General features: G+C 70.4%; 18 protein-coding genes. 6 read left to right on the plus strand and 12 right to left on the minus strand.

The window, feature by feature from the left end:
- Positions 1 to 107: 107 nt before the first annotated feature.
- The 9 genes from Q8X39_RS19980 to Q8X39_RS20020 all read right to left on the minus strand — a co-directional run bounded on the left by Q8X39_RS19980 (position 108) and on the right by Q8X39_RS20020 (position 7,792).
- The gene (locus Q8X39_RS19980; protein ID WP_305751461.1) at positions 108 to 335 is read right to left on the minus strand and encodes a hypothetical protein; all 228 of its coding nucleotides are present in this window, start codon (positions 333 to 335) and stop codon (positions 108 to 110) included.
- 101 nt (positions 336 to 436) lie between these two features.
- Entirely contained in the window at positions 437 to 2,008 is a 1,572-nt protein-coding gene (tnpC, locus tag Q8X39_RS19985; RefSeq protein WP_407068039.1) for an IS66 family transposase, read from the minus strand.
- A gap of 80 nt (positions 2,009 to 2,088) precedes the next feature.
- Positions 2,089 to 2,430: an IS66 family insertion sequence element accessory protein TnpB gene (gene tnpB, locus Q8X39_RS19990; RefSeq protein ID WP_305751462.1), complete on the minus strand. Its 342-nt coding sequence runs from the start codon at positions 2,428 to 2,430 to the stop codon at positions 2,089 to 2,091.
- Positions 2,427 to 2,855 carry an IS66-like element accessory protein TnpA gene (gene tnpA / locus Q8X39_RS19995; protein WP_369538131.1) on the minus strand — a complete coding sequence of 143 codons (429 nt, stop codon included), beginning with the start codon at positions 2,853 to 2,855 and terminating at the stop codon, positions 2,427 to 2,429. The genes tnpB and tnpA overlap by 4 nt, the downstream gene beginning before the upstream one ends.
- A gap of 58 nt (positions 2,856 to 2,913) precedes the next feature.
- On the minus strand, positions 2,914 to 3,429 hold the full coding sequence (locus tag Q8X39_RS20000) for a CinA family protein (RefSeq protein ID WP_305751464.1): 516 nt from the start codon (positions 3,427 to 3,429) through the stop codon (positions 2,914 to 2,916).
- The gene (locus Q8X39_RS20005) at positions 3,426 to 3,986 is read right to left on the minus strand and encodes a phosphatidylglycerophosphatase A family protein (RefSeq protein ID WP_407068040.1); all 561 of its coding nucleotides are present in this window, start codon (positions 3,984 to 3,986) and stop codon (positions 3,426 to 3,428) included. Before Q8X39_RS20005 ends, Q8X39_RS20000 begins: the two co-directional genes overlap by 4 nt.
- Positions 3,983 to 4,984 (minus strand): thiamine-phosphate kinase, encoded by a 1,002-nt coding sequence (thiL, locus tag Q8X39_RS20010; RefSeq protein WP_305751465.1) that lies wholly within the window; start codon positions 4,982 to 4,984, stop codon positions 3,983 to 3,985. Before thiL ends, Q8X39_RS20005 begins: the two co-directional genes overlap by 4 nt.
- Before the next feature lie 79 nt (positions 4,985 to 5,063).
- Positions 5,064 to 5,714, minus strand: coding sequence for a response regulator transcription factor (locus Q8X39_RS20015; RefSeq protein ID WP_305751466.1), 651 nt, complete (start codon positions 5,712 to 5,714; stop codon positions 5,064 to 5,066).
- Positions 5,711 to 7,792: a sensor histidine kinase gene (locus Q8X39_RS20020; protein WP_305751467.1), complete on the minus strand. Its 2,082-nt coding sequence runs from the start codon at positions 7,790 to 7,792 to the stop codon at positions 5,711 to 5,713. The genes Q8X39_RS20015 and Q8X39_RS20020 overlap by 4 nt, the downstream gene beginning before the upstream one ends.
- A gap of 256 nt (positions 7,793 to 8,048) precedes the next feature.
- Between Q8X39_RS20020 and Q8X39_RS20025 the strand changes: the two genes are divergently transcribed.
- The 4 genes from Q8X39_RS20025 (at position 8,049) to Q8X39_RS20040 (ending at position 11,680) form a co-directional block, all read left to right on the plus strand.
- Positions 8,049 to 10,343, plus strand: coding sequence for an NADP-dependent malic enzyme (locus Q8X39_RS20025; RefSeq protein WP_305751468.1), 2,295 nt, complete (start codon positions 8,049 to 8,051; stop codon positions 10,341 to 10,343).
- 290 nt (positions 10,344 to 10,633) lie between these two features.
- On the plus strand, positions 10,634 to 11,080 hold the full coding sequence (locus Q8X39_RS20030) for a guanyl-specific ribonuclease (RefSeq protein WP_407068041.1): 447 nt from the start codon (positions 10,634 to 10,636) through the stop codon (positions 11,078 to 11,080).
- 34 nt (positions 11,081 to 11,114) lie between these two features.
- Complete coding sequence (locus Q8X39_RS20035; RefSeq protein ID WP_130481947.1) at positions 11,115 to 11,510, plus strand: barstar family protein; 396 nt, start codon at positions 11,115 to 11,117, stop codon at positions 11,508 to 11,510.
- Positions 11,511 to 11,548: 38 nt separating this feature from the next.
- Positions 11,549 to 11,680, plus strand: a complete 132-nt coding sequence (locus tag Q8X39_RS20040; RefSeq protein WP_275938346.1) for a hypothetical protein — start codon at positions 11,549 to 11,551, stop codon at positions 11,678 to 11,680.
- Positions 11,681 to 11,816: 136 nt separating this feature from the next.
- On the opposite strand, the gene rsmA is transcribed toward Q8X39_RS20040, so the two are convergent.
- From rsmA to Q8X39_RS20055, 3 genes are read right to left on the minus strand one after another with little or no spacing between them, the layout of a single operon-like run.
- On the minus strand, positions 11,817 to 12,602 hold the full coding sequence (rsmA, locus tag Q8X39_RS20045) for a 16S rRNA (adenine(1518)-N(6)/adenine(1519)-N(6))-dimethyltransferase RsmA (protein ID WP_305751469.1): 786 nt from the start codon (positions 12,600 to 12,602) through the stop codon (positions 11,817 to 11,819).
- Positions 12,603 to 12,648: 46 nt separating this feature from the next.
- The gene (locus Q8X39_RS20050) at positions 12,649 to 14,013 is read right to left on the minus strand and encodes a peptidylprolyl isomerase (protein WP_305751470.1); all 1,365 of its coding nucleotides are present in this window, start codon (positions 14,011 to 14,013) and stop codon (positions 12,649 to 12,651) included.
- 48 nt (positions 14,014 to 14,061) lie between these two features.
- The gene (locus Q8X39_RS20055; protein WP_305751471.1) at positions 14,062 to 16,689 is read right to left on the minus strand and encodes an LPS-assembly protein LptD; all 2,628 of its coding nucleotides are present in this window, start codon (positions 16,687 to 16,689) and stop codon (positions 14,062 to 14,064) included.
- 264 nt (positions 16,690 to 16,953) lie between these two features.
- On the opposite strand from Q8X39_RS20055, the gene Q8X39_RS20060 reads away from it, so the two are divergent.
- Both Q8X39_RS20060 and Q8X39_RS20065 read left to right on the plus strand, forming a co-directional pair.
- On the plus strand, positions 16,954 to 18,039 hold the full coding sequence (locus Q8X39_RS20060; protein WP_305751491.1) for an aminoglycoside phosphotransferase family protein: 1,086 nt from the start codon (positions 16,954 to 16,956) through the stop codon (positions 18,037 to 18,039).
- Positions 18,020 to 19,234: a benzoate/H(+) symporter BenE family transporter gene (locus Q8X39_RS20065; protein WP_305751472.1), complete on the plus strand. Its 1,215-nt coding sequence runs from the start codon at positions 18,020 to 18,022 to the stop codon at positions 19,232 to 19,234. The genes Q8X39_RS20060 and Q8X39_RS20065 overlap by 20 nt, the downstream gene beginning before the upstream one ends.
- Positions 19,235 to 19,239 lie beyond the last annotated feature (5 nt).

The following is a 19,239-nucleotide window of genomic DNA, read 5'->3' on the forward strand; positions in this document are numbered from 1 at the left end:
CACGATCCTTGCTTTCGCTTCGATGCGGTTCAAGATGAGTTGGCTGGACGCTTACCACCGGACGGCCGATCGTGAGCGTCCAGTCCCCCCAACTTGACGCGGGTTGTTCAATCGTCCGACGGGTTGATCTCGTCAGTCGTTTCGCCGGTGTCGAAGTACCTGGCGATGGCGCGGTCGAGGCGTTTGAGAAGGGCGGTGAGCGTTTCGCCATCGCGGCGCACGAGCATGGCCAGCGCGTTGTGGCCATCGGCGGCGGTGGCCGCGCATTCGACGGAACCGATGGCGCCCAGTGTGATGTCGCCGCCGTCTTCGATCAGTGCCTCGATGTTCTTCATGCCGTGCATTCTTCGGTGTTAGCCGGGCGCCAGCGATGCGGCAGCAGTTCCTCGATCCTGCTGTTGAGCTGCGAGGGCAATCGCTGCAGCACGTCGCGCAACTAGGCCCAGGGCTCGTGGCCGCACATCCGTGACGACTGCACCAGGCGCATCACCACGGCCGCCCGATGCCCGGCCAGTTCGCTGCCCACGAACATCCAGGCCTTGCGTCCCATCGCCCAGGGCTTGATCTGCCGCTCCAGGTGGTTGTTGTCGATGGGCACCGCGCCGTCATCCAGGTGATGCGTCAGCGCCGCCCAGTGCTTGAGCGTGTAGTCGATGGCCGCAGCCGTCGAGCCGCCATCGGCGACGCGGCGTCGCTCCAGTTGCAGCCAAGCGCCGAGCTGCTCCCACAGCGGCTTGGCCAGTAGCTGGCGTTGCTGGCTTCGCTCGTCATCGCCCAGGCCGGAGAGTGCGCGCTCGACCGCGTACAGGCTCGCGAAGCGCTGGATCGCCTCCTCGCCCACCGCGCTGGTGCCGGCCTTGGCCAATTCGTCGAACTTGCGCCGGGCGTGTGCCACGCAGGCCGCTGCCCGACGCCCCGGCTGCAGCTGCTCGTCGAGCACCGCGTCGTAGGCCCCGTAGCGGTCGGTCAGCAGCGTGCCAGCCCAGGCAGGCAGCCCGGCACGCTCGTCTGCGGCGAGGAAGGCGCGCGGGTACTGCGCCCCGCGTCCAGGGCAGAAGTCGTAGACCACGCCGGGGGTTGGGTCGTGGTGGCTCCTGGCATAGGCCCAGACGTAGGCCTTGCGGGCCTTGCCGGCGCCAGGGTCCAAGAGCGCCACCGGCGTCTCGTCGCCGTGCAGTACCCGGCTGGCGAGCACGAAGCGCTTGTGCGCGTCGTACAGCGGCTGCAGCGCCGCGCCGGCTTGTCCGGCCCAGGCTGCCAGCGTCGAGCGCGGCGTGCGCACGCCACTTCTGGCGTTGATGGCTTCCTGCCGGTAGTACGGCAGGTGGTCGGAGAAGCGGCAGATGAGGGTGTGGGCCAGCAGCCCGCTGGCGGCCAGACCGCCGTCGATCACCTCCGGGGCCGAAGCTTGCTGCTTCAAGGTCTGGCAGCAGCGGCAGGCCCACTTGCCGTAGATGTGGCGGTGCACGAAGAACTCGGCGGGCACGATGTCGAGCTTCTCGCTGATGTCCTCGCCGATGCGCGTCATCGGCCGGCCGCAGCCCTTGCTCGGGCAGGTGGTGTCTTCGGGTTCGTGGCGATGCTCGACGCGCCTGAGGTGCTCGGGCAGGGCCCGGCGCCGCAGGCGGCGCGGCGGAGCCTTCGGGGGCGTTTCTTGTCCTTTAGCAGCCTGCGCACCTTGAGCGCGCAGCGCATCGAGCTGGGTCTGCAAGCTGGCCTCGTCCTCGGCCAGCGTCTCCTCGAACAGGCGTCGCTGCTCGGCGCTCATGGTCTCGGTCTTGGCGCCGAACTTCCAGCGCTTCAAGCGCGCCAGTTCGAACTGGACCTTCTCCAGCCGGGCCTCGCGCAGCGCGAGCTCGCGGTCCTTGCGCTCGATCTCCCAGTCCTTGCGCTGCAACTCGCCAGCCTGCTGCTCGATGTGCCGCAGCATCTGCTGGGCCAGCGCCGCGACGGCTTCCGGCGCCAGACCTTGCAGGTCCTGCACCTTGAGGTCACGGATGTCGAGCATGCCCGGCATCGTGCCGGGCGCGGCCACGCAGCACCATCGGCACAAGTGCCGTTGTCAGCGCGTGAGCGTCAGGCCCGCTGTCACGCCCGCGTGATGCACTGCATCTCGGGCAGGCGCTGCCAGGGCCGGCCCAGAACCAGGGCGTCGAACTGCGCGCGGCCGAGCGCCAGTCCGACAGGGGCGCCTGAGGCGACACCGGCCCAAGTGAAGCGGCCGGCGTTGAGACCGCGCGCCTCGCACCACACGCCGAAGCCGTCGTGCACGAGCAGCTTGATGCGCGTGCCGCGCGCGTTGGCGAAGAGGTAACCGTGGTGGGCCTGGACGGCGCCGAAGACCTGCACGACGCGGGCCAGCAGCCGCTCAGGTCCGGCGCGCATGTCGATGGGCTCGACGGCCAGCCACATCGCGTCGATGCGGATCACCTCAGCAGCTCGTGCAGCCAGGCGGCGCAGTCGCCGGCGGCACTGACCGGCCAGGTCAACGTGATCGCCGTGGCGCCGCGCTGCAGCTCGATGCGGTTGTCGGCCAGCTGGGGCTGCGGCGTGGGCGCAGGCAGACCGACCGGAAGGAACAGAGCATCGCGTGGCGGCGCGTGTACTGGCTCGCCGGTGGTCTTGCTGATGGCTCCCGCCAACGGCTTCATCTCGGCCTCGCGCACCCAGCGACGCAACAGGTTGGCGTTGACGCCGTGCGCCATCGCCACGGCTGCCATCGACATGCCGGGCTGCATGCAGCTGGCCACTGCACGGGCCTTGAACTCGTCGCTGTGCAGGCGCCGCCGCCGACGTGGTCTCGATGGGTCCTCGGAGATAGTAGTCACGTGTCCACCAACAGTTATGGTGGACACGAGGCTCCTATGCCGCAGCCGAGCATTCAAGATGGGGCGGCTGGACGCTCACGGCCGATCAGCGCAAGGCGTCGATCAGCCCGGTGAGCGCATGGCGCACGGTCTGACGGCGCACCGCCCGACGGTCACCGGCGAAGTGCCGGACTTCGGTGTGGACGTGCCCGGGCAGCGACCAGCCGAACCAGACCGTGCCGACCGGCTTGGACGGCGAGCCGCCGGTCGGCCCCGCGATGCCGGTCACCGACAGCGCGACCTGCGCCCGGCTGCGTGCCGCCGCGCCGCTCGCCATGGCCGCCGCGACCGGTTCGCTGACGGCGCCGTGCTGCGCGATCAGTTCGAGCGGGACGCCCAGCAGTTCGCTTTTCGCCTCGTTGCTGTAAGTCACGAAGCCACGTTCGAGCCAGACGCTGGAGCCCGACAGCTCCGTGCAGGTCGCCGCGATCAAGCCGCCGGTACAGCTTTCGGCGCACGCCAGCATCCAGCCGCGCGCCAGCAGGTGCTGGCTCAACGATTGAGCCAGTGCCAACAACTCGTCGTCGCCGACGTCGAGCGAGGTCGCTGGTCCGTGGCTCATGCGTAGGCCCAGCCGCCGAGCAGGCGCTCCACCAAGGCCAGCACCAGCAGGCTGCAGCCCGCGGCGACCAGGTCATCGAAGATGATCCCGAAACCGCCGCGCCAGCCGCCGCCCTTGAAGACCTGATCGGCCCATCGCACCGGTCCGGGCTTGGCGGCGTCGAAGTAGCGGAACACCACGAAGGCCAGCAGCTGCATCTGCCAGCTCGACGGCGCGATCACCCAGAGGATCAGCCAGAAGGCCAGCACCTCGTCCCAGACGATGAAGCCGGGATCGGCGATTCCGGCATGCCGGGCGGTGACGGTGCAGGCCCACCAGCCGACTGGCAGCGACAGGCCGATCACCCATCCCCAGTCGGCCGGCGCGAGGAAGGCGCCCAGCACCAGCCATGCGACCCAGGCCCACAGCGTCCCGAAGGTGCCGGGCGCCTTCGGGCTCAGGCCGCTGCCGAAACCGAGTGCGATCAGGTGTGCTGGGTGCGACAGCATGAAGCGCCCGTCGACGGCCACACGCCGTGGCGTGCGAGGCTCGACATCGATGACCGGGTCGTCGCTCATGGCTGCGCTCCGCCCTCGGACCTGAAGTGGTCGTAGCTGGACCAGTGGCCCGAAAGCCGGACGCCATCGCCATCGCGCACGACCACGCCGGACGGTTCGGTGATGCGACCAATCGCATGCACGGCGACGCCAGCCTGGCGCGCGGCCTCGTGCACGGCGGCCTCGCGAGAAGGTGGCGCGGTGAACAGCAACTCGTAGTCGTCGCCACCGGCCAGCAGGCAACGCAGCACGGTCCGGGCAGGCAGGCCCGACAAGGCCGGGTGACGCGGCAATCGCTGGGCGTCGATCTCGGCACCCAGCGGCCGATCGAAACCCCGCGCCGCGCCAGAGCGCTCCAGCACGTGGCCGAGGTCGCCGATCAGCCCGTCGGAAAGGTCGATCGCGCTGCTGGCGACACCGCGCAGGGCCAGGCCCAGGCTGACCCGAGGCTGCGGATATTCCATCGCCAGCCGGCCGGCCTCGAACGACGCGCCCTCCAGCCGCAGCGTGCCACGCACGGCTTCGAGCCACAGCCGAGCGCGACCGGGCCAGCCGCTGACCCACAGTGCGTCGCCGGGCCGCGCGCCGCTGCGCAGCAGCGCCTGTCCGGGTGGCACCTGGCCCATCACCGTGATGCCGACGGTGAGCGGCCCGGCGGTGGTGTCGCCGCCGACCAGTTCGATCGCATGGGCGTCGGCCAGCGCATGCAGTCCCGACGCGAAGGCCGCCAGCCACGCATCGTCGACGCGCGGCAGCGCCAGCGAGAGGGTGTAGGCCATCGGTTCGGCGCCGCAGGCGGCCAGGTCGGACAGGTTGACCGCCAGCGCCTTGTGTCCAAGAGCCTGCGGGGCGACGGTCGACAGGAAGTGACGGCCCTCGACCAGCAGGTCGGTCGACACCGCCAGCTGCTGGCCCGGCGCGGGAGCCAGCAGGGCGCAGTCGTCGCCGACACCCAGCGGCTGGCGTTGCACCGGTCGATCGAAGTGGCGCCGGATCAGGTCGAATTCGCCCAGGGACATCGCATGGAGCGGCCGCGCCGCCTTTGCATAAAACCCGATTATCGGCAGCGTCTCGATCCGCTCCGTGTGTCGTCCGCCCTCAACCCAGGCCGTGATCGCGCAGCAGGTTGGCCAGCTCGACGGCCGACTTCACGCCCATCTTGTCGAACACCCGCGAGCGGTGGACCTCGACGGTGCGCACGCTGATGTCCAGCGCATCGGCGATCAGCTTGTTGGGCTTGCCTTCGACGATCAGCCGCATGACCTCGCGCTCGCGTTCGGTCAGCTCCGACATGTCGCGCTCGACGCCGCGCACCGCCCGTCGCGCGGCCAGCGTGGCGGCGCTGGCCTGCAGGGCCTCGATCACGCGGTCGACCAGCGCGTTGTCCGAAAACGGCTTCTCGACGAAGTCGAAGGCCCCACGCTTGACCGCCGAGACCGCCGTTCCGACGTCCGCATGACCGGTCAGAAAGATGACCGGCATGGCCTGGATCCAGCCGCGCTCGATCAGCCGCTCGAACAGCGCCATGCCGTTCATGCCCGGCATGCGCATGTCCAGCAGCAGGCAGGCCGGCTCGTCGTCGCCGACGTCGCCGGCCTCGATCGCGGCGTCGAAGGCGTCGGCACTCGGGTAGACGCGCGGCAGCAGGCGACGGCTGCGCAGCAGCCAGCCGAGCGCGTCGCGCAGGACCTCCTCGGCGTCGATGACGTGGACGGTGCCGGTGACCCCGGCGCGGACGGACTGGTTCATGGCGTGGGTCCTGTCGAATCGCTGGCGGCCGCGACATGCGGCGGCGTGGACGCAGCGGGCAAGGTGAAGCGGAAGATCGTGCCACGGCCTTCGCGGCCGGGCCCGAACGTGAGCGTGCCGCCATGCTGTTCGACCACCGTGCGGCACATCGACAGGCCAATGCCCATGCCCTCGGCCTTGGTCGTGAAGAAGGGCGTGAAGAGTTGCTGTGCAACCTCTGCCGGAATGCCGGGTCCGCTGTCCTCGACCCGGAAGGCGACCCAGCGTTCGTCGACCGCCTCGGCGCCCAGCGTGAGCAGGCGCTCGGTCTCGGGCGTGTCGGTCTCCATCGCCTGAAGGCCGTTGCGGGCGAGGTTCAGCAGCACCTGCTCGACCATGGTGCGATCGCAGCTGATGCGCGGGGGCGGCTGCGCCACGTCGACCTCGACCCGCGCGTGGCTGCGCCGGGCGGCCAGGCGCACCAGCGGCAGCACGGCCTCGATCGGCTCGTGCGCACGGACGTTCTCGCGCAGCCGTTCGCGCCGGCGCACGAACTGATGGACGCTGCGGATCACCCGTCCGGCCCGATCGGCCTGTTCGGCGACGCGGGCGAGGGCCTGCCGGATCATGTGCTGCGTCTGGGCATCCGCCGGCTCGTCGCCCGCACCTTCGGGCAGCAGGTTCAGCGAGCCATGCGCATAGCTGGCGATGGCCGCCAGGGGCTGGTTCAGCTCGTGGCTCAGGAGCGTGGCCATCTCGCCCATGGTGGCGAGGCGGGCGGTGGCCTGCAGCTTCTCCTGCTGCTGGCGCGTCAGGTCCTCGGCCCGGCGCTGCGCGGTCAGGTCCAGCACCGAGCTCATCCAGCCGCTGCGACGACCGCGGCTGTCGAGCAGCGGCGCCTCGAAGATCAGCACCGGGAAGCGCTCGCCGTTGCGGCGCATGAAGATCGTCTCGTGGCCTTCGCGGGGCGGCGCGTCGCCGGCCTGGCGTTCGGCGTGGCGACGGCGGTAGGTCTCGCGCAGCTCCGGCGGCCAGTAGGGCGGCTGCTGGGCACCCAGCAGGTCCTGCTCGGACCACCCGACCATCTGGCAGAAGGCCGGGTTGACGTAGGTGATCGCACCGTCGAGCGTGCGGGCGCGCAGGCCCGTCACCAGCGAGTTCTCCATGGCCTTGCGAAAGGCCAGCGACTCGGCCAGCTCGCGCTCGGCAGCCGCCCGGCGCCGCACGTCATGGGCCAGCAGCCCGACCACCAGGAACAGCGCCGCCGACAGGCCCAGCACCAGCGAGGAACCCACGTGCGACAGCAGCGACGGCCTTGCCGAGGTGCTGTCCAGCCTCAGCAGCGCGGTGAAGTTGTCGAGATCGACCAGGCGCTCGGCACGGAAGGCGCCCAGGCCGCGCTGCGTGCCGGCGCGTGCGAGGCGGGTGCCGTCGCCTTCGACCAGGAGGACCTCATGGCCCTGCAGCAGCTCCGGCGGCAGGGCCTGCTCAAGCAGCGCCGCCAGCAGCGTCGTCGCGACCAGCACGCCGCGCACCTCGCCCTCGATGATCTGCGGCACGCACAGGTCGACCACCTCGCCGCCGAGGCCGCCCTGCCGCGGCACGAAGTAGCTGCGCGAGTGGATCGGGATGCCGAAGCGCTGGGCGGTCAGGCAGGCGGCCTCGGCGTCGGACTTCAACGCCTCGCGCGGCAAGGGGCCGGGCACGCTGGTGCGCAGGGCCGACTCGACCTGCGCACGCAGCTCGAAGCGGGCGTCGCGCCATTCGATCCGCACCAGCTCGGGCCGGCTTCGCAGCGTCTCGATCGCCTCGACATGGAAGCGCGCGGCGTCCAGCGGTGCCCACAGCAACTGCTGCAACGCGACGCTGGCATCGGCCAGCCGCCGCCGCACGTCCACCGCCGCCCGCGCCGTGGCCTGCTCGGTGGCGTCCTGCAGGCGATTGCGCTCGTTCTGCCAGGTCAGCCACAGCAGGCTGGACTCGACGGCGACCAGCAGCGCCGCCAGCAGCAGCCAGATGCCGACACGCCGCGAGGTCCAGCGCGGCCAGCGCGCACGCCGGCCGAAGGACTGCGAGAAGGGCAGGGCGAGACGGGACATCGCGCCAGTATCCGGGCTGGTCCTGACCCGCCGCTAAGCAGTTCCTCGCATGGCAGCATCAGGCCGGCGCCGGACACTCCGTGTCGATCCGCCTCGGCAGGCATGCGCCAAACGCATGGCCGGATGCCGCAGGCCCATGCGCCCGAGTGCCCCGTGGCGATCGGGGCTTCCTAGAATCCACGCCCCCGTCGACTGATCTGCACGCGCAGCTCAACTCGCGCAGTCCAACGCCGTCTCCAGCCACAAGGTCCGATCCATGTCGTCCTCCGAAGAGAAACGTGAACAGCTGCGCCGCAGCGCCCTCGAGTACCACGAGTTTCCGACCCCCGGCAAGATCGCCATCTCGCCGACCAAGCAGCTGGTCAACCAGCGTGACCTGGCGCTGGCCTACTCGCCCGGCGTGGCCTATGCCTGCGAGGAAATCGTCGAGGACCCGGCCAACGCCTTCCGCTACACCTCGCGCGGCAACCTCGTCGCCGTCGTCACCAACGGTACCGCCGTGCTGGGCCTGGGCGACATCGGCCCGCTCGCGTCCAAGCCGGTGATGGAAGGCAAGGGCGTCCTGTTCAAGAAGTTCGCCGGCATCGACGTGTTCGACCTCGAGATCGAGGAACGCAACCTCGACAAGCTGGTCGACGTGATCGCGGCGCTGGAGCCGACCTTCGGCGGCATCAACCTCGAGGACATCAAGGCGCCCGACTGCTTCTACGTCGAACGCAAGCTGCGCGAGCGCCTGCGCATCCCCGTCTTCCACGACGACCAGCACGGCACCGCCATCGTCGTCGGCGCGGCCATGCTCAACGGCCTGAAGGTGGTCGGCAAGCGCATCGACGAGGTCAAGCTCGTGGCCTCGGGCGCCGGTGCCGCCGCGCTGGCCTGCCTGAACCTGCTGGTCAAGCTCGGCCTGCCGCGCAAGAACATCTGGGTGACCGACCTGGCCGGCGTGGTCTACGAAGGCCGCACCGAACTGATGGACCCGGACAAGGCCGAGTTCGCCCAGCCCACCGACCTGCGCACGCTGCGCGAGGTCCTGGCCGGCGCCGACATCTTCCTGGGGCTGTCGGCCGGTGGCGTGCTCAAGGCCGACATGGTCGGCAGCATGGCCGCCAACCCCATCATCTTCGCGCTCGCCAACCCGACGCCGGAGATCATGCCGGAGGAGGTCAAGGCGGTCCGTGACGACGTCATCATGGCGACCGGCCGGACCGACTACCCGAACCAGGTCAACAACGTCCTGTGCTTCCCCTACATCTTCCGGGGCGCGCTGGACTGCGGCGCGACGACCATCACCGACGAGATGGAGATCGCCGCCGTCCGCGCCATCGCCGAACTGGCCCAGGCCGAGCAGAACGACGTGGTGGCCGCCGCCTATGCCGGCGCGACGCTGAAGTTCGGCCCCGAATACCTGATCCCCAAGCCCTTCGACCCGCGCCTGATGATGCAGATCGCGCCGGCCGTCGCGCTGGCGGCGGTCGAGTCGGGCGTGGCCACCCGTCCGATCGCCAACATGGACGCCTACCGCGACAAGCTTCAGGCCTTCGTCTATGCGTCGGGCACGGTAATGAAGCCGATCTATGCGGTGGCCAAGCGTGCCAAGGCCCGCCGTGTCGCCTATGCCGAGGGCGAGGACCGCCGCGTGCTGCGCGCCGTGCAGGTGGTGGTCGACGAGGGCCTGGCCTACCCGGTGCTGGTCGGTCGCGGCAGCATCATCCGCAGCCGCATCGAGCAGCTTGGCCTGCGCCTGGAAGAAGGCCGTGACTTCGAGATCGTCAACATCGACGAGGACACCCGCTACCGCGAGTTCTGGCAGACCTACCACGAGCTGATGGACCGCAAGGGCGTCACCGTGCAGCTGGCCAAGATCGAGATGCGCCGGCGCATGACGCTGATCGCGTCGATGCTGCTGCACAAGGGGCATGTCGACGGTGTCATCTGTGGCACCTGGAGCAACACGGGCTATCACCTGCAGTACATCGACCCGGTGATCGGCCGCCGCCCGGGCGTCAAGACCTATGCCTGCATGAACGGCCTGGTGCTGCCGGGCCGCCAGGTCTTCCTGGTCGACACCCACGTCAACTACGACCCGACCGCCGAGCAGCTCTGCGAGATCACCGTGATGGCGGCCGAGGAGATGCTGCGCTTCGGCATCCAGCCGAAGGCGGCGCTGCTGTCGCACTCGAACTTCGGTTCGAGCAACCAGCCATCGGCGGTCAAGATGCGCGATGCGCTTGAGCTGATCCGCGAGAAGGCGCCCTGGCTGGAAGTCGACGGCGAGATGCACGGCGACACCGCGCTGGATCCGGTCTACCGCAAGGAGCTGATGCCGCGCAGCGCGCTGACCGGCGAGGCCAACCTCCTGGTCCTGCCCAACATCGACGCGGCCAACATCAGCTACAACCTGCTGAAGACGGCGGCTGGCGGCGGCATCGCGATCGGCCCGGTCCTGCTGGGCGCGGCCAAGCCGGTGCACATCCTGACGCCCTCGGCGACGGTGCGCCGCATCGTCAACATGACCGCCCTGACGGTCGCGGACGCCAACGCCGCACGCTGAGTGCGGTGCAGCATCGGGGCCGGCGCGCGGGATGCCGCTGGCCCCAGCGTCGCGCTTCCTGCTGCGCTGCGGCACGCCCATGAACCGGACATGGCAATCCCGGTCGAGGTTTGCCACAACAAGCACGCAGTGAAAGTTTGCGCACGCTTACAAACCTCCGAAAGACCGTAGAAGCTGCTGAAAATTGAGGCAATCCCTTGAGCTTCAGGGCTCAAACGGATACCATCCGGCCTCAGTTTTCCAGGGTGCCCTCCGTGTTTCGAGGCCGGTTCATTCAAGGTGGTGCTTGCATGTCACGGTGGTCGAGATTGGTGGCAGGTCGGGTGGCCCTGGCAGCGGTGGTCTCGTTCTCCGGTCTGGCTGGCGCATGGAGCGTCGTCGGCATCGGGCTCACGGCGACCCCTGTTGCGCAGGCCCGGGAAACCGCTCCGGCGGCAGTCACGCAAGCGGCTGTCGCGCTGTCCGAGTTGCCTCCCGAAGCCCGTCAAACGCATCGCCTCATCCTTGTCGGCGGTCCGTTTCCCTACCCGAACAAGGATGGTTCGGTGTTCGGCAATCGCGAGCGAATGCTGCCCCGCGAGCCTCGAGGCTACTACCGTGAGTACACCGTGCCGACGCCTGGATCGCGAGATCGTGGCGCTCGGCGCATCGTGTGTGGCGGGAACCAACCCCGATCTCCGGATGTCTGTTACTACACCCAGGATCACTACACGAGCTTCAAGCGCATCGTGCAGTGATCGAGGCGAGGACTGAAAGCGCTAAGAGATCATCATGCTTCTGCAGACCGTGCGTCCCAACATCGTGCAGGCCATCCGGGCCTTCCGAGTGGACGATCTATTGGCGGCGGCCCAGACCATGGGCCATCACTTCCTGTACGCCAACCTGGCTTCGGCGCAGACCAAGCAGGACGTGCTGGAAGGCATCGCCCAGGCTTTCCTGTTCCCGGCCCATTTCGGCAAGAACCTCGATGCCTTGCACGACTGCATGACCGATCTGGTCTACAAGTCGGGCGAGCAGGCAGGCTTTGTCGTGGTGCTCGAACAGCTGCCCGACAACCCTCGCTTCGACCGCGAGGTGCGTGAACAGGTGCTGGATGTCTTCCGGGACACGGCGGACTTCTGGGGGGAACGCAAGATACCCTTCAGATGCTTTTATTCTTTTCAGTAGCCCGCTCCCAGGACAACGGGCAATGGGAGCGGGCTGAAGTGGCCCCCATCGAGCAGCAGCCGGTCAAGCCGGCGCCGAAGCCGACGAAGAATGCCGCGCCGACCTTCGCGCCGCACATGCCGCTGATGAGCAGCGCGTTCGACACCGCCAACTGGCTGGTCGCCGCCTGAGCCATCTGGCTGGATCGATTCGGCATCGCTCGATGCCTTCGGGCGGTTGTCCAGACCGCCCGACCCGACAAGGCCCGCCTCGCGCGGGCCTTTTCTTTGGCCGATGCATGGCCCGTCTGTTCCCGAGGTTGACGCCTCAGGCCGACCCGCCCGGCTGGCCCAGCTCGACGGCCAGTGCGACGAACTCGGCCACCGGGACCTCCTCGGCGCGGCGCTGCAGGTCGAAGGCACTCTGGCTGCCGCGCTGTTCGAGCCAGCGCCCGAGGCTGTGTCGCAGCAGCTTGCGGCGCTGCGAGAAGGCCGAGGCGACCAGCTCGCCCAGCAGCTTGACGTCGATCGCCGGCGGTTGCGCCAGTGGCGTCATGCGGACCACCGCCGAGTCGACCCGCGGCGGTGGATCGAAGGACTCCGGCGGCACGTCCAGCAGCGACTCGATGTCGTAGCGCCATTGCAGCATCACCGACAGCCGGCCGTAGTCCTTCGAGCCAGGCGCGCTGGCCATGCGGTCGACGACTTCCTTCTGCAGCATGAAGTGCTGGTCCTCGACCACGTCGACGTGATCGAGCAGGTGGAACAGGATCGGGCTGGAGATGTTGTAGGGCAGGTTGCCGATCACGCGCAGCTTCTGGCCCGGGGCGCAGAGCTGTGTGGCCAGCGCGCTGAAATCGACCTTCAGCACGTCGGACTCGACCACCGTCAGCTCCGAGCGCTTGCGCAGCCGGGCGGCCAGGTCGCGGTCCAGCTCGACCACCGTCAGCTTCTCGCAGCGCGCCACCACCGGATCGGTCATCGCGCCCAGGCCGGGGCCGATCTCGACCAGTGCCTCGCCGGGCCGCGGATCGATGCTGCGCACGATGCGGTCGAGCAGGGCGGTGTCGACCAGGAAGTGCTGGCCGAAGCGTTTGCGGGCGATGTGTTTCAAGCGGCGGTCCGGTGGACGTACGGGTGATCGAAAGGGACGCCGTGGCTCACAGGCCGGGCGGCTCGCGCAGCTCGACGTAGGCGCGGGCGCGCACCTCGCGGGCCCATTCGAGGTAGGTTTCCTCGTACTTCTGCTCGCGCAGCGCGGCCCGGGCCGCTTCACGCTGCTGGCGCACGTCCAGGCTGACCTGCTTGCGCTCCAGCACCTGGATCAGGTGCACGCCGAAGCGCGAGACCACCGGCGCCGACACCTCGTTGATCGCCAGCGACTGCATGACCTGCTCGAATTCCGGCACGAACTGGCCGGGCGAGGCCCAGCCCAGGTCGCCGCCACCAGGTGCGCTGCCGTCTTCCGAGAACTGGCGCGCCAGTTCCTCGAAACGGACCCGTCCGGCGGCGATGCGCTGGCGGAACTCCTCCATCCGGCGGACCACGACCGCCTCGTCGCTGCCGGGGCCGGGGCGCAGCAGGATGTGGCGGGCGCGGGTCTGTGTCACCGCCAGCGCGGCTTCGCGGCGCTCGACCAGCTTCAGGATGTGGAAGCCGGCGCCCGAGCGCACGACCTGCGGCGCGACCTCGCCAGCCAGCAACGGGCGCACCGCGTCGACGAACAGGTCCGGCAGGGCGTCGCCGCGTCGCAGGCCCAGCTCGCCGTTGTTGGCCTTGGACGCGTCCGAGACCGACTTGACCAGCGCGCCAAAGTCCTCGCCCGCCTTCAACCGCTGCAGCAACGCGACGGCCTGGGCGCGGCGCGCGGCGGCATCGGCCGGCGTGGCGTTCTCGGGCACGGCCAGCAGGATCTGCGCGATGTTGTATTCGTTGACCGCGCCGGCCTTCTCGCGCTCGGCGCTGAGCCAGTTCTCGATGTCGGCGTCGACGATGCGCAGGCGGGCCTGCACATCGCGCTCGCGCACCCGCTCCAGCACCATGCGGTCGCGCAGGGTGTCGCGGAAGCGGGCGTAGTCCTGGCCCTCGGCGCGCAGGCGGTCGCGCAGTTCGGCGACGCTCAGCTGGTTCTGCGCCGCGACGCTGGCCACCGTGCGGTCCAGCTCGGATTCGTCGACGCGCAGGCCGCTGTCGGCCGCGTGGGTCAGCTGGGCCCGTTCGTCGATCAGCTGGTCGAGCACCTCGCGCTGCAGCGTCTCGCGCGGCGGCAGGCGGGTGCCCGAGCGGCTGGCTTCGGCCTCGGTGCGCTGCAGGCGGGCCTGTACCTCGCTGTTGGTGACCAGCTCCCGGTTGACGATCGCGACGATGTAGTCGGCGCTGTGGCGCGGGCCTTCCTGGGCCACGCTGGCGCTGGTCTGGGCCTGGACGTCGCGGGCATGGACCAGCCACAGGGCGGCCACGAGGCAGGAGGACAGCGCGGCGAGGCGCAGGCCGGGACGGAAGGTCGAGCGGTCAGGAAGGTTCATGCGCAGGGTCGTTCAGGTCGGCCGCGGCGACGGGCTGTCGGTCGGACTTCAGGGGAGCGGGCCGGCGGTGGAGCTGCCGGAGCTGGCGCCGGGCGACAGGCCGGTGTCGGCCTTCGGATCGCGCAGCAGCGTGTAGCCGGGGACATTGTCTTTCAAGACCCCGAGCGGGTTGGATCCCAGCCGCGACAGGCCGACCAGCTCCAGCTGGAGCATCAGCTTGGTCGTCGCGGCGGTCTGGCCGGTGGACTGGCGCAGCGCGACCACCCGGCCGATCCAGCAGCCGGCGTCGTATTCGAGGCCGACGATGGCGCCGGAGATGCGCCGGTCGATCAGGCTGTAGTCGAGCCGGCCCACGCCGTAGAGCGTCCCGGTGCACGTCGATGCCGATGTGCCGGTCCGGGCGGCGCCGCGCGCCTGTGCCACGGCGTCCTGTGCCGGCGTGCCCGTGGCGCTGGCGGGCACCAGGTCGCTCAACAGTCCCGGCAGCGGTCCGCGCAGCGGCCATTGCCAGCCCAGCGCGACCTGCTCGCTGGCGCCGCGCTGCAGGCGGTAGCTCAGCGAGGCGGTCCGGAACGGGCCGGGCGAATAGCTCATGCTGTTGATGCTGCGTTCGACCTGGCGCGATTCCGGGCTGTACTGCACCGCCGAGTCGAACGACCAGTTGGGCACCGCGTTGAGCGTGCCCAGCAGGTAGAGGTCCGAATAGCCCTTGCGCGCCTGGCGTCCGTCCGGTGCGGCCTTGGGCTCGCTGAGCACATAGCGCTGGGCGATGCCCAGGCTGGCCAGCTGCGCGCCGTTGCCGGCGTCGAGGTAGCGCGAGCTGAGGCCGGCGGTGACCTGGTCGGCCTCCGAGACACGGTCGACGCCCGAGAACGCGTTGGGCGAGAACAGGCTGTGGGCGTTCAGGTCGAGCCGGGCGCTGTCGAAGTTGGGCAGGCCCGTCAGGTCGCGCCAGGGCGTGTGCACGTAGAGCAGGCGCGGCTCCAGCGTCTGGGTCATGTCACGGCCGTAGACCTGGGTCGGGCGCTCCAGCGTCCAGGCGCTGTCCAGGCTGAAGGTCGGCACGGTGCGGCCGCCGCTGCGGCGACCGTCGATCAGGGTGCCGTCGGTCTGGTAGTGCGCCGCGTTGAGGCTGGCACGCGGCGTGAGCTGCCAGCCGCCTTCGCCGATCGACCAGGCGACATCGCCCAGCAGATGGGCCCGCGAGCCGGTCATCAGGCCGTCCTGCACCCGGCTGAAGCGGTTGGCCTCGGTCTGCAGCGACCCGCTCAGGCCGCCGCGCTGGGCCCGCCACAGCGCGCCGACCTGCGGCTCGCGCTGGTAGGGCGCGACGATGGCGTCGGTGGCCACGCTGCTCTGCAGCACCTGCCAGTGCTGCACGCGGGCGTACAGCCACTGGTCGAGCTCGACCTCGTCGTCCGAGCGCAGCGAGCGGCGCTGGCGCAGCTGGGCCGATGACGCGAGCAGGCGCGGTGTCAGCGAGTCGATGCCGCGCAGGCCGTCCTTCCAGTAGGCGTTGTCGGAGACGCGCAGCGTGCGCCAGTCGTAGCTCCAGCCACCGTCGGCCGTGTCACCGCGATCGTCGTGGCCGGCCTCACCGAGACGGCCGGACTGCCGCCAGGCCAGCGACCAGCGCTGGGTGTCGGTGACGCGGTCCTTCGGCAGCCACGAACCGGCCAGCGTGCCGCCGAAGTCGTCGCGCAGGTAGCGGAACTCGGTGTCGACCGCCACACCTCGCTTGAGCGACAGGTAGGGCGTGATCGTGGCGTCGTGGGACGGCGCGATGTTCCAGTAGTACGGCACGCCCAGTTCGAGGCTGCTGGTGCTGGCGAGGTTGATGTGCGGCGGCAGCCAGCCGGACTTGCGCGCGTCGGTGACCGGGAAGCTGAGCACCGGCCAGGCCAGGATGGGCACGTCGAAGAAGCGCAGCACGGCGCCCTCGGCGAGGCCCTCGTTGGCCTCGAAGTCCAGCCGCACGCGGCGGGCCGAGAGCTGCCACGGCACGGTCTGGCCCGGGTCGACCTCGCAGCTGCTGTAGGTCGCGCCGAGCACGACCATGCGGTCCTTGCCGAGGAAGTCGATGCGCTCGGCGCCGCCGCCAGCCTGGGTCCGGGCGAAGTGGAACTTCGGGTTCAGGAACCAGCCTTCGGATTCGCGCGTGTCGACATCGATCTCGCTGCCGCTGTAGTAATCCTGGCCGCGCCACATCTCGACCGAGCCGATCGCGCGCAGGCGATCGGTCGGGTAGCGGTACTCGAGCTCGTCGGCCTGCACGGTCAGGTCGTCGCGCTGCAGCCGCACGTCGCCGCGCGCCTGCAGGCTCTGGCCAGTCTCGCCGGACAGGCGGTCGGCCTCGACGACGATGCGGTCCGCCGTGTTGCGCTCGCCGGGGCCGGCCGGCGCCGTCATCGGCCGCAGCCCGCCGCGCGAGGCGCGTCGCCAGTTGACGATGCGGCAGGCCTGCGCTGGGGTGACGATCTGGCTGGACGCGCTCGGCGCACCGGGCGAGTTGGGCGTGTTGGGCGTGTTGGGCGCCGATGCGCCGGCCACCTCGTCGGCATGGGCCGGGTCGCCGGCCAGGGTGGCGAGCGTGGCCAGCGCAGCCAGCGTGAGGTGGCTCAGGCGCAGGTCACGGGGCGGGGACGATCGGGGATGTCGGCGGCGGCAGGCAGGCACGGGGGACGGGCGCCATCGGGCGCAATCTGGCGGTTGGCCGCTGCGGTCCGGCCCAGGGCGGGCAGGGGAGCCGCGAGCCCGGCTCGCTAAAATCGGGCGATTATTCCATGCAGGTCCTGGCCGGCCGGTGACTGCGCCGCCCCCCAGGCCCGGTGCCAGGACGGAGCCATCGATCCCGGCCTGCCGCCCCACCGATCGCCACCGCGGTCTCGCCGCGACCCACCCGTGACCCCTTCCGACACGCCCGATTTCCACCCGGACGCCATCACCTGGTCCGATCCGGCCCGGCAAGCTGCCTTCGGCTCCTGGCTCGCCGCGCTGGCTCCGCGCCACGCCCTGCAGCCGCAGACCCTCGCGCCGGCCAGCGCCGACGCCAGCTTCCGGCGCTACTTCCGGCTGCAGGGCGAGGCAGACGGCCACGCCGCGACCTTCATCGTGATGGACGCGCCGCCGGCCGTCGAGGACAACCGCGCCTACGTCGACATCGCCGCGCTGCTGTGCCGGGCTGGCCTGAACGTGCCGCAGGTGCTGGACTGGCAGGTCGAGCACGGCTTCCTCCTGATCAGCGACCTGGGCCGGCGCACCTACCACGCCGAGTTGCTGTCGCTGGACCTTGAGCAGGGCGCCCACCAGCGCCGCGCCGACGGCCTCTACCGCGACGCCCTCGCCACGCTGGTGACGCTGCAGGGCATCGCCGTGCCGGAAGCGCTGCCGCGCTACGACGCCGCGATGGTGCGGCGTGAACTGGACCTCTTCCCCGAGTGGTACATCGCCCGCCACCAGGGCATGACGCTGGACGATCGCCAGCAGCAGGGCCTGAACCGGGCCTTCGAGCAGATCACCCACGTCTTCACCTCGCAGGCCCAGGTGCTGGTGCACCGCGACTTCCACAGCCGCAACCTGATGGTCTGCGCGCCGGTCGAGACCGACGGCGCCGGACCGGCTCCCAACCCCGGCCTGCTGGACTTCCAGGGCGCGGTGCTCGGGCCGGTCGCCTATGACCTGGTCTCGCTGCTGCGCGACGCCTACCTCGACTGGGACGAGGCCCAGCAGATCGACTGGGCGGCGCGCTACTGGGAACGCGCCCGCCGGGCCGGCGTGCCGGTGCCCGACGACTTCGGCACCTACTGGCGCGACCTCGAATGGACCGGCCTGCAGCGCCACCTGAAGGTGCTGGGCATCTTCGCCCGGCTGTCGCACCGCGACGGCAAGCACGGCTACCTCGCCGACCTGCCGCGGGTCTGGCGCCAGGCCCATCACGTGGCGATGCGCTATTCGGTGCTGACGCCGCTGGCGCGCCTGCTGGAGGCGCTGGCCAAGGTCGAGGCGCGTGACGGCTACACGTTCTGAGCCGGGTCCCGCGCCGCGTAGCTTCCTGGCCGACCTGTCGCTGCCGGCCGTCGTGGCCGGGTTCGTCGCGGTGCTGGTGGGCTACACCAGCTCGGTCGTGATCGTCTTCCAGGCCGCCCGGTCGCTCGGCGCGACGCCGGCCCAGCTGGCCTCGTGGCTGCTGGCGCTGGGCCTGGGCATGGGGCTGACCAGCATCGGCCTGAGCCTGCACCACCGCCGCCCGGTGCTGACGGCCTGGTCGACGCCGGGCGCTGCGCTGGTCGCCTCGGCCGCCGCCGGCATGGACGGCATCACGATGGCCGAGGGCATCGGCGCCTTCATGCTCTGCGCCGCCGCGATCGCGCTGGCGGGCTGGTCCGGCGTGTTCGAGCGCGTGATGGACCGGCTGCCGCAGCCCATCGCCGCCGCGCTGCTCGCCGGCGTGCTGACCCGCTTCGCGCTCGACGCCTTCGTGGCCCTGCGCACCGACCTGGCGCTGGTCGGCGGGATGTTGCTTGTCTACCTGCTCGGCCGCCGGCTGTGGCCGCGGTATGCCGTGCCGATCGTGCTGCTGGCGGGACTGGCCATCGCCGGCAGTCTCGGGCAGCTGCGCTGGGACGCCGTTTCGGCCCAGGCCGCCTGGCCCGTCTGGACCACGCCCGAGTTCAGCGTCCGGGCGCTGGTCGGGCTGGCGCTGCCGCTGTTCGTCGTCACCATGGCCTCGCAGAACCTGCCGGGCGTGGTGGCGCAGCGGGCGGCCGGCTACGACACGCCGGTCTCGTCGGTCATCGGCCTGACCGGGCTGGTGAGCTTCGTGCTGGCGCCCTTCGGCGGCTACAGCTTCAACCTCGCGGCGATCACCGCGTCGATCTGCATGGGCCGCGAGGCCCACGAGGACCCGGCGCGGCGCTACACCGCCGCCGTCATGGCCGGCGTCTTCTACCTGCTGATGGCGCTCGCCGGCGGCGCGGTGGTGGGGCTGCTGGCGGCCTTCCCGAAGGCGTTGCTGATGGCTGTCGCCGGCCTGGCACTGCTGGGCACGATCGGCGGCGGACTCGCGGCCGCACTGGGTGACCTGCGCTGGCGCGAGCCGGCGCTGGTCACCTTCCTCGTCACGCTCAGCGGCGTCAGCCTGGCCGACATCGGCTCGGCCTTCTGGGGCGTCGTCGCCGGCACGATCGCGGTCGCTGTGCAAAACTGGCGCGCTCGCCCCTGACCCCT

This window comes from Leptothrix discophora, from assembly GCF_030705305.1.
Lineage (GTDB): Bacteria > Pseudomonadota > Gammaproteobacteria > Burkholderiales > Burkholderiaceae_C > Sphaerotilus > Sphaerotilus discophorus.

Excerpts from the sequence above, each read along its gene's own strand:
- Q8X39_RS20035 (WP_130481947.1), top strand. The coding sequence starts at position 11,115 with ATGCTTCTGCAGACCGTGCGTCCCAACATCGTGCAGGCCATCCGGGCC.
- Q8X39_RS20015 (WP_305751466.1), bottom strand. The coding sequence starts at position 5,714 with ATGAACCAGTCCGTCCGCGCCGGGGTCACCGGCACCGTCCACGTCATC.
- thiL (WP_305751465.1), bottom strand. The coding sequence starts at position 4,984 with ATGTCCCTGGGCGAATTCGACCTGATCCGGCGCCACTTCGATCGACCG.
- tnpC (WP_407068039.1), bottom strand. The coding sequence starts at position 2,008 with ATGCTCGACATCCGTGACCTCAAGGTGCAGGACCTGCAAGGTCTGGCG.
- Q8X39_RS20000 (WP_305751464.1), bottom strand. The coding sequence starts at position 3,429 with ATGAGCCACGGACCAGCGACCTCGCTCGACGTCGGCGACGACGAGTTG.
- Q8X39_RS20050 (WP_305751470.1), bottom strand. The coding sequence starts at position 14,013 with ATGAACCTTCCTGACCGCTCGACCTTCCGTCCCGGCCTGCGCCTCGCC.
- Q8X39_RS19980 (WP_305751461.1), bottom strand. The coding sequence starts at position 335 with ATGAAGAACATCGAGGCACTGATCGAAGACGGCGGCGACATCACACTG.
- Q8X39_RS20020 (WP_305751467.1), bottom strand. The coding sequence starts at position 7,792 with ATGTCCCGTCTCGCCCTGCCCTTCTCGCAGTCCTTCGGCCGGCGTGCG.
- Q8X39_RS20005 (WP_407068040.1), bottom strand. The coding sequence starts at position 3,986 with ATGAGCGACGACCCGGTCATCGATGTCGAGCCTCGCACGCCACGGCGT.
- Q8X39_RS20030 (WP_407068041.1), top strand. The coding sequence starts at position 10,634 with ATGTCACGGTGGTCGAGATTGGTGGCAGGTCGGGTGGCCCTGGCAGCG.
- Q8X39_RS20025 (WP_305751468.1), top strand. The coding sequence starts at position 8,049 with ATGTCGTCCTCCGAAGAGAAACGTGAACAGCTGCGCCGCAGCGCCCTC.